This is a genomic window from Methylobacterium sp. P5_C11 (assembly GCF_054049775.1).
This window is the reverse complement of record NZ_JBFULS010000069.1, coordinates 14,325-27,160: the sequence shown is the minus strand read 5'-3', so window position 1 is coordinate 27,160 and position 12,836 is coordinate 14,325. Positions and strand designations below refer to the sequence as shown.

General features: G+C 68.1%; 12 protein-coding genes. 3 read left to right on the top strand and 9 right to left on the bottom strand.

Going from position 1 to position 12,836, the window contains the following annotated elements; genetic code table 11:
* The 3 genes from ACXJKQ_RS24845 to ACXJKQ_RS24835 form a co-directional block, all read right to left on the bottom strand.
* A partial coding sequence (locus ACXJKQ_RS24845; RefSeq protein ID WP_457108359.1) for an ABC transporter permease subunit occupies positions 1 to 1,346 on the bottom strand: 1,346 nt, incomplete at its 3' end.
* 4 nt (positions 1,347 to 1,350) lie between these two features.
* A complete protein-coding gene (locus tag ACXJKQ_RS24840; RefSeq protein WP_043758719.1) occupies positions 1,351 to 2,220 on the bottom strand; it encodes a branched-chain amino acid ABC transporter permease in 870 nt (289 codons plus the stop codon).
* 8 nt (positions 2,221 to 2,228) lie between these two features.
* On the bottom strand, positions 2,229 to 3,410 hold the full coding sequence (locus ACXJKQ_RS24835; protein ID WP_457108358.1) for an ABC transporter substrate-binding protein: 1,182 nt from the start codon (positions 3,408 to 3,410) through the stop codon (positions 2,229 to 2,231).
* Positions 3,411 to 3,607: 197 nt separating this feature from the next.
* On the opposite strand from ACXJKQ_RS24835, the gene ACXJKQ_RS24830 reads away from it, so the two are divergent.
* Positions 3,608 to 4,024 carry a nuclear transport factor 2 family protein gene (locus tag ACXJKQ_RS24830; protein ID WP_012320244.1) on the top strand — a complete coding sequence of 139 codons (417 nt, stop codon included), beginning with the start codon at positions 3,608 to 3,610 and terminating at the stop codon, positions 4,022 to 4,024.
* A 9-nt stretch (positions 4,025 to 4,033) separates the two neighbouring features.
* Here the strand turns inward: ACXJKQ_RS24830 and ACXJKQ_RS24825 are convergent, their stop codons facing one another.
* The 5 genes from ACXJKQ_RS24825 to ACXJKQ_RS24805 all read right to left on the bottom strand — a co-directional run bounded on the left by ACXJKQ_RS24825 (position 4,034) and on the right by ACXJKQ_RS24805 (position 8,634).
* Positions 4,034 to 4,735, bottom strand: coding sequence for a GntR family transcriptional regulator (locus ACXJKQ_RS24825; RefSeq protein WP_457108357.1), 702 nt, complete (start codon positions 4,733 to 4,735; stop codon positions 4,034 to 4,036).
* A gap of 258 nt (positions 4,736 to 4,993) precedes the next feature.
* On the bottom strand, positions 4,994 to 6,154 hold the full coding sequence (locus ACXJKQ_RS24820; protein WP_457108356.1) for a serine hydrolase domain-containing protein: 1,161 nt from the start codon (positions 6,152 to 6,154) through the stop codon (positions 4,994 to 4,996).
* 153 nt (positions 6,155 to 6,307) lie between these two features.
* A complete protein-coding gene (locus tag ACXJKQ_RS24815) occupies positions 6,308 to 6,910 on the bottom strand; it encodes an MFS transporter (protein ID WP_457108355.1) in 603 nt (200 codons plus the stop codon).
* Positions 6,911 to 7,798: 888 nt separating this feature from the next.
* Positions 7,799 to 8,017 carry a hypothetical protein gene (locus ACXJKQ_RS24810; protein ID WP_457108354.1) on the bottom strand — a complete coding sequence of 73 codons (219 nt, stop codon included), beginning with the start codon at positions 8,015 to 8,017 and terminating at the stop codon, positions 7,799 to 7,801.
* A gap of 173 nt (positions 8,018 to 8,190) precedes the next feature.
* Entirely contained in the window at positions 8,191 to 8,634 is a 444-nt protein-coding gene (locus tag ACXJKQ_RS24805; protein WP_457108353.1) for a MarR family winged helix-turn-helix transcriptional regulator, read from the bottom strand.
* Positions 8,635 to 8,713: 79 nt separating this feature from the next.
* Here ACXJKQ_RS24805 and ACXJKQ_RS24800 point away from each other — a divergent pair, with 79 nt between their 5' ends.
* Entirely contained in the window at positions 8,714 to 10,552 is a 1,839-nt protein-coding gene (locus ACXJKQ_RS24800) for a chloride channel protein (protein WP_457108352.1), read from the top strand.
* A 134-nt stretch (positions 10,553 to 10,686) separates the two neighbouring features.
* On the top strand, positions 10,687 to 10,968 hold the full coding sequence (locus ACXJKQ_RS24795) for a hypothetical protein (RefSeq protein ID WP_457108351.1): 282 nt from the start codon (positions 10,687 to 10,689) through the stop codon (positions 10,966 to 10,968).
* A 675-nt stretch (positions 10,969 to 11,643) separates the two neighbouring features.
* Here ACXJKQ_RS24795 and ACXJKQ_RS24790 read toward each other — a convergent pair.
* Positions 11,644 to 12,789 (bottom strand): HPP family protein, encoded by a 1,146-nt coding sequence (locus tag ACXJKQ_RS24790; RefSeq protein WP_457108350.1) that lies wholly within the window; start codon positions 12,787 to 12,789, stop codon positions 11,644 to 11,646.
* Positions 12,790 to 12,836: the final 47 nt, after the last annotated feature.

Here is a 12,836-nt window from a genome sequence, read left to right as displayed (position 1 = left end):
GCGCGGTCCCGCGCCCGCGCGCGGCGCCATAGCCGGCCCGGCGCGAGCCCGAGGGCGACGTTGTCGGCCACYGGCAGCGAGCCGAACAGGCGCGTGGTCTGGTAGGTGCGCGCGATGCCGGCGCGGGCGACGACGTGCGCGGGTCGGCCGGCGAGGTCGCGCCCGCCCAGCCGGATCGCCCCGGCGCTCGGGCGGTAGAAGCCCGAGACCATGTTCAGCACGGTGGTCTTGCCGGCCCCGTTCGGGCCGATCACGCTGGTGACCGCCCCGGGCCGGGCGGTGAGGTCGACGCCTTCCGCCGCCGTGATGCCGCCGAAGCGGATGCCGATGCGATCGAGGACGAGGGCCTCGCGCGCCGCCGTGCCGGGCAGCGCCGCCTCCCCGCCCTCCGCGGCGGCCGGCGCGTCCCGGCCCCGGGGCAGCAGGCGGGCGAGGCTGCCGACCAGCCCCGAGGGGACCAGCCATAGCACCACCAGGGTGGCGACGCCGAAGAACAGCAGGCGGTACTCGGCGAGCCCCGACAGCGCCTCCGGCAGCAGCACGGTGACGAGCGCCCCGAGGAGCGGGCCGAGCACCGTGCCGGCGCCGCCGACGATCACCGAGAGGACGAACAGGATCGACTGCGAGAACGGGAACGAGCTCGGCGCGATGAACAGCATCAGCGGTGGCAGGACAGCCCCCGCGAGCCCGGTCAGGGCGGCGGAGATCGCGAAGGCCAGGGTCTTCACCCGGACCGGGTCGAAACCCAGCGCCGCCGCGGCGACGTCGGCGTCGCGCACTGCGCGCATCGCCCGGCCGAGGCGGCTGCGGGCGAGGAGGTCGAACCCGACGAGGCTCGCGCCGGCGGCGAGCACCGCCAGCACCGCGAGTCCGGCCGGCGAGAGCGGCTCGCCGAGGAGCGTCGGCGCGTCGGTGACGACGAGGCCGTTCTGGCCGCCGGTCAGCTCGCCGCCCTCGATCAGCCCGTGCTCGACGATGAAGCCGAAGGCGATCGTCAGCATGGCGAGGTAGGGGCCCTTCACCCGCATCGCCGGCACCGCCACGAGGCCGCCGACGAGCGCCGTGATCAGCGCCGCCGCCGGGAGCGCCAGCCAGAAGCTGAGGCCGTGGAGCGTCAGGATCGCGCTCGCGTAGGCGCCGATCGCGTAGAAGCCGGCCTGGCCGAACGAGATCAGCCCGGTCAGACCGAGGAGCACGTTGAGGCCGACCCCCGCCACTGTGGTCAGCGCCACAAGGGCGATCACGAAATGGCTGTAGCCGGCGGTCAGCGCGACGAGGCCGAGCGCGGCGGCAGTGAGGCCGGCGATGCCGAGCCGCATCGCCGGGGCCGAGCGCAGGTACGGCATCGCGTCAGACCTTGTTGACCGCGGCGCGGCCGAGCAGGCCGTCGGGGCGCAGGGTGAGGGCCAGGACGATCACCGAGAACACCACGAGCTGCGTGTAGGTCGAGCCGAGAGTCGCGGTGACGCCGGCCTCGACGAGGCCGTAGAGCAGCCCGGCCAGGATCACCCCGGTGGCGGAGCCGATGCCGCCGAGGATCGCCACCGCGAAGGCCTTGATGCCGAACAGCGTGCCGAGCTCGGCCGAGACCGAGAAGAGCGGCGCGATCAGCAGGCCCGCGATGCCGGCGAGCACCGCCGAGAGTGCGAAGGCGCAGGCCACGGTGCGGCGCACGTCGATCCCCATCAGGCGGGCGGCGTCGGCGTTCTGCGCCACGGCGAGCAGGACGCGGCCGAGATCGGTCCGGCGGAACACCGTGCGGATCGCGAAGGCCAGGGCGATCCCGACCACCGGGATCACGAGCTGCAGCGGGTAGATGCCGGTCCCGAGGATCTCCACCGGCTTCGTGGCCAGCGGCGAGGGCAGGCTGCGCGGCTCCTTGCCGAAGGTGAACAGCACGGTGTTGTCGAGGACGATGCCGCCCGCCACCGTCGCCAGGAGCCACGCATCCGAGCCGCGCGCCACGAACGGCCGGACCAGCGCCCGCTCGACCACGAGGCCGAACAGGGCGCAGCCGGCGAGCGCCAGGACGATCGCCGCGGGCATCGGCCAGCCGAGGGTGACGCCGAGCGCGTAGGCCAGGACCGCCCCCAGGGTGACGACGCTGCCCTGCGCGAAGTTCACGGTCCCCGACACCGCATAGGTCACGTGGAAGCCCAGGGCCACGAGCCCGTACATGCTGCCGAGGCCGAGGCCGCTGACGAGGATGGAGGTCAGCATCGCCGGGTTCAGTTGGTCACCGCGACGATCTCACCGTCCTTGAAGCGGGTGAACACGTAATCCTTCGGGCCGAGCGCGTCGTGCTGGCCGGGGGCGAAGGGCGTGTCGTAAGTTTTGATCAGGCCCGGATAGGTGCCGATCTTGTAGAAGCCGTCGCGGACCTTTGGACCCTCGGTGGAGCCGGCGGCCTGGATGGCGAGCGCCAGCAGGTGCGTCGCGTCGTAGGCGTTGGCGATGCCGACGGCGGGCGTGACGTCGGCCATCGACTTGATCGCCGGGTACTTGGCCTTGAGCGCGTCAAGCACCGCGCTCGCCTTCGGCGAGGTGTTGCCCGCGAAGGTGAAGGTCTGGATGAAGTGCACCTTGGCGGCGCTCGGGCCGGCGAGCTCGTCGAAGCGGCCGCCCGCCGGGCCCCAATGCGAGACGACCGGCACCGACCAGCCCATCCGGTCAAGGGACTTCACCACCTGGGCCGAGGGTCCGACATTGCCGACGAGGAACAGCGTGTCGGCGCCGGCCTCCTTCAGCCGGGACAGCTGGGGCACCATGTCGACGTCGTTAGCCTCGTATTTCTCGATGCCCGCCGCCGGGAGGTTGGCTGCCTGCAGGGCGTCCTTGAGGCCCTTCTGGTTCGACTCGCCCCAGGCGTTGTTGACGAGGATCATCCCGGGCCTCTTCGCCCCGTAGGTCTTCACCGCGTAGGCGACCAGCGCCTCGTCGACGAGGGCGTCGACCGCCGAGACGCGGAAGGCGTAGTTGTCGGCGGCGCCGTTGCGGGTGATGCCGGTGCCGGCCGCCCAGGGGCCGATGAACGGCACCTTCATCTGGTTGGCGATCGGCACGATCGCCATCGAGACCGGCGTGTCGAGGCCGCCGACCACCGCGACGACGCCGACCCGCTGGATCAGCTCGCGGGTCGCCAGCACGCCCTTGGACGGGTTGGCCTCGTCGTCGCGGGCCACCAGCTCAAGGGGCCGTCCGAGGACGCCGCCCTTGGCGTTGATCTCGTCGATGGCGAGCCCGATCCCGCGGGAGATCGCCTCGCCGGATTTCGCGGACTGGCCGCTCAGGGCGGTCACGAGCCCGATCTTGACGGTGTCGGCACCTTGCGCGGTCGAGACGGCGAGGCCGAGCAGCGCGCTCGTCGTCACCGCGAAGCGGCGCAGGGTCGGGGGCAGGAAGGAGGCCATGGCGTGTCTCCGAGGGCGGGGCGCAGCCTGCCGAGCGCAACCTCCATGCCACCGGGAATTGGCAGGTTCGGCAGCCGCACGGCCCGATGAGTGTATCCCTCGAGGCACCGTGTGCTCAATCCGGCGTCAAAGTGCATACACTTCCTGCATGCACTGTCGCGGCTTTTGCGGCACCTTGGGCGGACAGGAGGCCTGCCATGACCGACGTGACCCACGATGCGGCGACCGCCCGCGATGCCGCCAACGTCACCGCCTATCTCGAGGCCTCGATGGTCCCGGACCCCGAGACGGCCGCGCGCTACATGGCGCCGGGCACCCGGATCGTGTTCACTGGCGCGCGGGTCTTCAACCATCCGTCCGAGGTCACGGCCTTCAATGCCGGCCGCTACGCCTGGGTGAAGAAACGGATGGAGCGGCTGGACGTGGTCCCGGGCGACGGCGTCACCACGGTCTACAGCCTCGGCACCCTGTACGGCGCGTGGCCGGACGGCACGCCATTCGAGGGCAACCGCTACGTCGACCGCTTCACCGTGCGCGACGGGCTGATCGTCGGCATGGAGGTCTGGAACGACAGCGCCGAGCGCCTGCTGACCAAGCACGGCCTCACGGCCTGATACCGGGGGTCAGGCCCCGCCGCCCGCGACGTAGGGCGCCAGCAGGCGTCCGAGGTCGCGCTCGCGCGGGGTCGGCGGGACGATGCGCGCCCGCTCGGCGACCGCGTCGAGGTGGTGGTCCATGAGCGCGGCGGCGCGCTCGGCGTCGCCCGCGACCAGGGCGGCGACGATGTCGCGGTGCTCGCTCACGGCGCAGTCCGAGGAATGCGGCCGGCTGTAGAGGGACAGGATCAGGGCGCAGCGATAGCCGAGCTCCGCGACGTAGCGGGTCAGCACGGCGCTGCCGGTCATCTCGGCGAGCATCAGGTGGAATTCCGTGGCGAGCCGGATCGACAGCGCCTCGGGGCCGCTCCGGGCGGTTTCCTCGCGCGCGATCTGGTCCAGCAGCCCCTGACGCTGCTCCGCGCTGAGCTGCCCGGCGAGGCGGCGCACCACCAGCCGCTCCAGGCCGACGCGCACGTCGAAGGTGTCGCGCGCCTCCTCCCAGCTCGGGGTCGCCACGACGGCGATGCGGTTGCGGCGCAGGTCGACCAAGCCTTCCCCGGCCAGCCGCAGGAGGGCCTGCCGGGCGATCGTGCGGCTGACCCCGAACCGCTCGCCGAGGGCGTCTTCCGGCAGGCGGTCGCCGGGGGCGAGCGCCCGTTCCACGATGGCCCGTCGCATCGCCTGGCAGATCGCGCCCACGCGATCCCCCTCGTCGCCAGCCTTCATCGACGTCGCAGACTTCGCACCACCGCCCCTGCGGACTGGTCCGTCATGATCCTCTCCGGGGTCGCGATCCGCTCCGGCGTCCCGGACGGATGTCCGGTGCGCTGTCTGCCGAAGCGGACATGCCATTGCAACGGTCACGCCACCGGTTTCAGACCAGCGCGAAGCCTGTCCGCCGTTCAGGTGAACGGATTCGAAGCGGACGGGCCGCGCTCGGCCATGAAGCGACCTGCGGAACGATCGTAGCGCGACCTTCCCGGCTCAGGGGGCGTCGAGCGCGGCGTAGACCATGGCGCGGGTCAGCGTGCGGTAGTGCTGGCGCTGCGCGGCCGAGGAGGTCTGCATCATCAGGAGCGCGAAGAAGCCCGCCGCCGGATCGACCCAGAAGTACGTGCCGCCGACCCCGCTCCAGAACCAGTCGCCGACGCTGCCGGGAAACGGCGCCTCGCCTGCAACGAGCCGCACCGCGACCCCGAGCCCGAAGCCGTAGCCCGGACCAGGCGGGTAGTAGGCCCCCTTCGCGATCGTCGTCCCGAGATGATCGGCTGTCATGAGCCGTACGCTCGCCGGCGCCAGAACCCACACGCCGCCGAGGCTGCCGCCGTTCAGCATCATGCGCAGGAACGCGGCATAGTCCGACACGGTCGAGACGAGGCCGCCGTTGCCCCTCTGGCCGCGCCGGGGCAGGCTCGGATCGTGGAAGGCCGGCCGCTGCCCAGGCGCCTGCGGCAGCGGCTGCGCCACGCGACCCGCCCTCTCAGCCGGGATCCGGAAGCGGGTGTCGGCCATGCCGAGTGGCCCGAGGAGAGTCTCGTCGAGCACACCCTGCAGATCCGCGCCACCGGCCACTTCCAGCACCCGGCCGAGCACGTCGGTGGCGTGGGAGTAGTGCCAGACGGTGCCGGGCTCGTGCTCCAGCGGCAGGCGCGCGATCCGCTGCGCAAAGGCGGCGTTGTCGAGATCCTCGCTGAGCAGCCCGTCTGCCTCGTAGGCCCGGCGCGTCGGTCCGTCGCCGAGATAGCCGTAGGCGATCCCGGTCGTGTGCCGCAGGAGGTCCTGAAGGGTCGGCGCGGTGGCGACCGGGACGCGCGTGCCGTCGGAGTTCAACCGGCAGAGGTGCGTGAAGGCGGGGATGAAGTCGGCAACGGGCTGGTCGAGGCGCAGGTCGCCGCGCTCGGCGAGGACGAGGGCGACCACCGACACGATGACCTTGGTCATGGAGTAGATGCGCCAGACCGCGTCAGGCTCGAGGCGGTCACCGGCGACGCTGTCGCGGAAGCCGACGGTGCGCCGCCAGATCTCCCCGTCCGCGCCGCCGACGATCAGGTCGGCCCCCGCGATGGCGCCCGCCGCGACATCGGCTTGCAGTCTGTCGCCGAGGCGATCGAGGAGCGGGAGCGAGAAGATCGGACTGTCACGCATGAGAGCGGTATAGGGCGTCCAGCAGCGACGCCGAATGGACCGGGCGCGGTGCCGATCATCGCCGACGTCGCCGCCCGCCGCACAGGCCCTCGATGCCCGCCGCGATCGAGGACGCTCGCACGACCTTGTCGCCCTGTGGCAGGCGACCAGATATCACCGGGTCCCCGGTCGCAGTGACCGGCCTACGAGCCGCGCCGCGATCAGTGCGCCGAGCGCCAGCGTCAGGAAGGCGGCGCCGAACCCGGCCGCGTGCGCCAGCGCGCCGAACCACGCCGGCCCGACAACGATGCCGCCATAGGTGAACAGCAGGCCGCCGCTCGTGGCCGCGCTCATGATCTCCGCCAGGGAGACGCCGTTCCAGCCCGTGGCCGTCGCCCCGAAGACCAGCACCACGGGCAGCGACAGCCAGAACGGGCCGAGGAGTGGGAGGGCGGCCGTAAGGATGCAGCTCCGCGCCATGCCGAGGCTCAGCCCGAGCCACGCCCTGCGCGAGGCCCGCGTACGGTCGGCCACGAACCCCCAGGCGGGACGCCCGAGGACGCCGACCACTTGGCTCGCCGAAAGCAGCGCGCCCGCGGCGATCAGGTCGTGCCCGACGACCCGCACCAGGTAGGTGACCAGGAAAGCGCTCAGGATGAGCTGGATCGCCCCGAAGATCGCCGAGGCGCCGGCCAGCCGCAGCGGCGCGGGGTTGCGGAAGATCAGGGAGAGCGGGTCGAGAAGGCGCTCGTTTCTGGTCCGGGCGGGACGCGGCACGGCTCCTCGACAGCGCGGATTCGTCATGAACCCGCGTCTCCCGCTCAGGTGTGAACCGGTCTCTGGATCCGCGTCTCTCGGGATCCGGGAAAACGACGTTCGCGACCGCGAGAACGACAGCGTCTTCGGGCCTGAGGGCGGCCGGCGGAACCGTGACTGGACCAGCCGGAGACCCTGCGGGTCGGCGCTAAGCCCCAGCCCGCGGTGGCACTATCGCCACGTAGACCAAGACGCTAAATTTTCACCAGGAAGGCCTGGTGGAGCTGAGGGGAAAGTCTAACCCACCCTCGGTGCCTCAATTTAATCAAGCACTTAGCGCTCGTGCGTCGCTCAGTTGTGTATCCGCTTTGTGCCTCACCGCAAGTGAACCGGAAATGGCCAAGACGGAGGGAAACTCCGCCGTTTTCTGCCACTCTCGATTTTCCAGGCGGTTAGACCGAACTCCCTCCTGGAGGCTCGACAGGAAATGTACCGGCGTTTTGGTTCACCTCATAGAGGGGCGGCGAATCGATCGCGGAGATATGTCGTTTGGGATGGATTACAGCCCGCCAGCAGCCTTAAATGATATTAACTGCAATGGCCAAGGTTAAAATGTAACGCTGGCTTGTGGTCCATTCGGCTTTTGGAACGTCTGCTTACAGGCTGCCTGAGGTGCTCTAGATGACTGAAATTGGCCGAAAGCTGCCGATCCGCTTCAAGAATTGCAGGGCGGTGAAGCGGACATTCTGCGCGGCACGGACGAATGCCTCTTAGTGACCCTCTGCGGACATCCTATGCCGTCCAAGGTTAGATTTGCTCTCACTTTGCAAGCGGACCCACTGCTCGCTGTCGGATGAGAGTAGGTAACGCGTCCACCGGAAAATTTGCGGTCGTCTGACCGCTTTGCCTTTAGCGCTTCTTCCACAGACCTTCCGGCAGCTTCGGCGCTGGATGGGTCCCGTTTGCCTCGAGGCCCTTCAGCGGCACGCCAGTCCTGAACCGGTTATACTGGCGGCCAATAGCATCAAGCTCGGCTCCAGTCGCTTTCTCGACAAAGGGACGGAGTTCCTCGCCGACGACGCGGAGCAGCCGCTCTCGAAATACAGCATCGGGCTCCGGATCACTCACTTCAGTGGTCCGGAGCCATGAGGTGCCGAGTGAGCCGCTTCACGGTCCATCTCCAAGTATTGGCCGACGCCCGCGGTGCCGGCGATTGCTCAGCGGATCAACGCTGACCGGTGATCGTTTGCGACGCGGTCGGGTTCGCAAGAGTCGGAGTAGACTGAGCCCTTCTGCCATTTTTAAGACGACGTCGGAGATCGGCTGAGCCGTCCCAGTGCCCGGATGAGCGCCGGCTCCATGGTCCGAAGTTCCTCAAGGTGGGCCGCAGTCAACTCGCCTAGAAGGATCTCAGCCTTTGGCGTGAGGGCAAGCTCCATCCGCCGCCGGTCTTGCGTGCCACGCGTCTTGGTCAATAGGCCGGCCTCGACCATGCGTGAGACCAGTTCGGCAGCCGTATGGGGAGCTATCAGAAGCTGATCGGCGATCATGCCGACGGTCGGCGGCTCCAATCCCATGTAGCCCGCAACCGCGAGCAAAGCTTGGTGCTGTTGTGGCGGCACTCCGGCCGAGAGTGCCGCGGCTTCGCTGAAGACAAGAAAGCGCCGGAGCTGGAAGCGGAAAGCAGCGATGGCTGCATACTGCTCACGCGTCATGCCCTCCAATGCCGGCTGGTTTGCAGCCATCAATGCACCTCCCTAGCCGCTAGCCCTGGACTGTATCGTATCACGACGTATATAGCCGAGAACGTCAAGCAGGATCGCCATGCAGCAGGACCTCTCGAACTCAGGTGCGGCCGGTCACAGAGAAGCCGCCGGCACCATATCGCGGCGCCCCTTAGGCGATTTCACGACCGACCGTCGCGTTCTGGTCCTTCTCGCGATGTCGCTCGTCATCGGCACTGGCGGAACTGTCGCGGCTTGGTTCCTCATCCAACTGATTGCCGTGGTCACGAACCTGGCCTGGTTCGGCCGGTTCGATGTGACACCGACCTCCCTGGCGCACGCGGCACGCACGCCCTGGATGGTCCTCGTGCCCGTCGTGGGTGGCCTCATCATCGGGGCGATGGCCCGCTTCGGATCGGAAAAGATCCGCGGTCACGGCATCCCCGAGGCCATCGAAGCCATTCTGATCGGTGGCAGCCGCATGTCGGTCAAGGTCGCCGTGCTCAAGCCGATTTCCTCCGCCGTTTCGATCGGTACCGGCGGCCCGTTCGGCGCAGAAGGCCCGATCATCATGACGGGCGGAGCGATCGGCTCCTTGTTCGCCCAGTTCTTCCATCTCAGTGCGGCCGAGCGGAAGACGCTCCTCGTCGCCGGTGCCGCAGCCGGCATGACGGCAATCTTCGGGACGCCCATCGCGGCCGTGCTGTTAGCCGTCGAGCTGCTGCTGTTCGAGTGGCGGCCGCGCAGCTTCATCCCCGTTGCGGCGGCAGCCATGACAGCGACATGCTGGCGGCCGCTGTTCTTCGGCGTCGGGCCTCTCTTCCCCTTCGCCAACGATCCGGCTTTGCCTTGGTGGGGGCTGCTCGCCTGCGCCGGGGTTGGTGTACTGGCTGGACTGCAGTCAGGCCTCCTGACGAAGCTGCTCTACACCCTGGAAGATGCGTTCGAACGTCTGCCGATCCACTGGATGTGGTGGCCAGCCATCGGTGGCCTCTTCGTCGGCCTCGGCGGCCTCATAGAGCCGCGCGCACTCGGTGTCGGCTACGACGTCATCGCCGATCTCCTGACCGGGAATCTCGTCGCCAAAGCGGTGTTCGCGATCCTCTTGGTGAAGGCGGCAATCTGGCTGGTCGCCCTGTCCTCCGGCACATCAGGTGGCGTTTTGGCACCCCTGCTGATCCTCGGCGGCGCCATGGGGTGGCTTGTGGGCCTCGCGCTACCCGGTGCGCCAGGGTTTTGGGCTCTCTTGGGCATGGCCGGAATGTTGGGTGGCACCATGCGCGCGCCCCTCACGGGAGCGCTTTTTGCTGTCGAACTCACCGGTGACGTTCATAGCCTAGCACCACTGCTTGCCGCCACGGTCGCGGCCTATGCCGTGACGGTGCTGCTCCTAAAACGATCAATTCTGACGGAGAAGATCGCACGGCGCGGACAGCACATTACGCGCGAATACGGCGTCGACCCTTACGAGTTAACTCGTGTCGGCGAGGTGATGGTCCGCGAGGTTGATGTCCTGGATGCGGGGCAAACCATTGAGGAGGCTGTCAGAGCCATCGAGGTAGGCCAACATCACGCCTACCCTGTTGTCGATGCCGCGCGCCGGCCCGTCGGCATGGTCAGCCGCGGGGACGCCTTGCGCTGGAAGACCGAGGGGCGGCATGCAGGAGAAATCCTTGATGAGTGGGTCTCCGACGCGGCGTTAGCCGTCGCTCACCCGGATGACGTGGTTGCTCGCGCTCTCGACATCATGATGGCCACTGGTCAGGGACGCGTTCCTGTGACTGATCCAACGAGCGGCGCTCTTGTCGGCCTCCTGACGCGCAAGGACTTGTTGCAGGTTCGGGCAACCGTCGTGCAGTCCGAACGGGAGCGCCGAGCCTTTCTCAGCCATCGCACGATCCGAGGGGCGCGAAGGCGGTACGAGAAGACGCACGTTTAGCCTGCTGCCCGTCAGGGCAGCACGACCCCGGGCTCATCCTGATCCAGACCCCAAGCGGATTTCGGACCCGTCCGCATGGAGATATCGGCGCACAATGACCGTGACGAGCTGCCGTGCCTTGATCGGAGATCGGAATGCTCTGGATCCGTCGCCTCTTTGACAACCCTGACTGGGCCGACATCCGGGCCTCATTCGACGAGCAGTTCGCGATGCTCGGGCATCCACGTGACATGATGCTGCTCGCTGCTCCGTTAGGTGATGGACGACATCACCTCCTCGTCGGCGTGCCAGAAGCCAGCCTCCTGGCGGCCTATTACGGTTTTGACTCTGTCCTCCGAACGAGTTTGCCGCGCGCGCCCATACTCCTGGCGGGGCACCAGGACGTCTTCCAAGCCATGTTCCAGTCCGGTGGTTAAGACCATCGAGCCTGATTTGGCCCTCCGGGGTGGTTCATCGCCGAGTTTGGTGGACCGGGCACCGTGATGGCGGCCAACTGGCCACGTCCGGCAAGGATTTGGGGCAACCCTCGGTTCAAGCGTTGGCCATCGGGGCGCCCGCCCTTCGGCCCGGGGTCTCCCCGCCTTCGGCTTGGCGCGGCTCCTCGGGCTCGTCACTCCGCTGCGACCCGATCGAGGAGGCCGAGCATGATAGGTTCGATCTGGCACGCCACGGCGAGCGCGCCTATGCGTTCACCAACTGATCGAACGGTTTACTCCTCCACGCTCTAGCGACGCACGCCGACACCTGAGTGACTAGGTGTACGAACCTACGCTCCCGTCGGGCCACCTGCGTCGACCGCTCGTACGCCGGAAACCGACCTACTCCGCCCTCGGCTTACTGAGGTTGTAGACCTGCCATGTCAGCATCATGCTCGACGCCATTAAGGTCGCGTGCAGCAGGTGGAGTAGAAGCGGTGCGTCTTGCATCGGCTCAATCCCGCGGACTTGGCGTTGCCAGATAAGCGAGACCGTTTGCAATAGGTGTGCCAAAGACAACGGCGGCGCCACGCGTCAACCTCCTTTCTTCGAAGCGCGATCGCGCTGTGCGTCCAAAGCCTTCGAGTAACAGATAAGATCGGGCCGGAGGGACCCTCACGCAGTCACTGTATCGGAAGGAGCGAACGCTTTAGCGGAAAGCAGGCGCGTCAGAGTCGCGAGGAGGTCGCTCTGAGTGATGATCCCGAGGACGCGCCGATCCTCGTCCACCACGACCACCGCATGGGTGCGGCCGTCGGTCAAAGAGGGCGCCAGCGCGACCACCGGCTCATCCGGTCCGGCCGTTTGTGCACCGGACATCACCTGCGCGATGCCCACATCGCCGTGCAGCGTCAGCTCGCGCAGGCCAAGTGTCCCCGCGAGCCGGTCGGCTCCGTCCACCACCGGCAGCGTCCGGATGTTGTGCGCGATGAGGAGCTCTCGCGCCTGCTCGGCGTTAACGTCTAGCCGAACCGTAATCACGTCGTGAGACATGATCTCGCCGCAGGTAAGGTCGCCCTGGGTCCGCATGAGCGCGCGAAGCTCGACCTGCCTGAGGAGCCGGTCGAGGTCGGCGCGGTCGATGTCCAGCGTCTCATGCAACTCGACCAGGGCCGCGTCTACGTCTTCCGGCGTGAAGCCGACCCTGAGCGGTGCGGGCAGGTCCGCCGTTCCATGCGTGTTAACCGGCGCAGCGATCGGAACGTGCGGGTAGTTGCGGCGCGAGATCTTGTGGAACGCGATGCCGAGCGCGACCAGGATGACCGAGTTCACGCAAACCGGGAACAGAGGGAATAGGAAACCCGCAGAGGTGACCGCCGGACCACCGATGAGCGCCGTCAAGGCGGCAGCGCCGCCAGGCGGGTGAAGGGAGCGGGTGAGCGACATCGCGGCAATGGCCAGCGAGACGCCGACGCCGATGGCGACGAATGGGTTCGAGATGAAGTGAGCGGCGAGCACGCCCATAAAGGCGGAGATCGTGTTGCCGCCGATGATGGACCAGGGCTGAGCGAGCGGGCTTGCGGGCACGGCGAACAGCAGCACTGCTGAGGCCCCCATCGGCGCGACGATGAGCGGAACGTCAGGCCCGTGGCCGAAGACCAAGCCGCAGATCAGGCCGGTGAGCGTGATGCCCGCGAGCGCACCGAGGCAAGCAACCACGCGCTCCCGAAGAGTTGCGCCTGCCAGGATCGGCCTGAACAGCCGAAACCCTGACGATTTTCCCGTTTTATGTTCCGGGCGGACCGAATTCGACGTTCTCACGCATCCCTCGCTCGCACAGCGCCGCTGGAGGTGCCCGTGGGACGGAC

Excerpts from the sequence above, each read along its gene's own strand:
- ACXJKQ_RS24840 (WP_043758719.1), bottom strand. The coding sequence starts at position 2,220 with ATGCTGACCTCCATCCTCGTCAGCGGCCTCGGCCTCGGCAGCATGTAC.
- ACXJKQ_RS24835 (WP_457108358.1), bottom strand. The coding sequence starts at position 3,410 with ATGGCCTCCTTCCTGCCCCCGACCCTGCGCCGCTTCGCGGTGACGACG.
- ACXJKQ_RS24830 (WP_012320244.1), top strand. The coding sequence starts at position 3,608 with ATGACCGACGTGACCCACGATGCGGCGACCGCCCGCGATGCCGCCAAC.
- ACXJKQ_RS24825 (WP_457108357.1), bottom strand. The coding sequence starts at position 4,735 with ATGAAGGCTGGCGACGAGGGGGATCGCGTGGGCGCGATCTGCCAGGCG.
- ACXJKQ_RS24820 (WP_457108356.1), bottom strand. The coding sequence starts at position 6,154 with ATGCGTGACAGTCCGATCTTCTCGCTCCCGCTCCTCGATCGCCTCGGC.
- ACXJKQ_RS24805 (WP_457108353.1), bottom strand. The coding sequence starts at position 8,634 with ATGGCTGCAAACCAGCCGGCATTGGAGGGCATGACGCGTGAGCAGTAT.
- ACXJKQ_RS24800 (WP_457108352.1), top strand. The coding sequence starts at position 8,714 with ATGCAGCAGGACCTCTCGAACTCAGGTGCGGCCGGTCACAGAGAAGCC.
- ACXJKQ_RS24795 (WP_457108351.1), top strand. The coding sequence starts at position 10,687 with ATGCTCTGGATCCGTCGCCTCTTTGACAACCCTGACTGGGCCGACATC.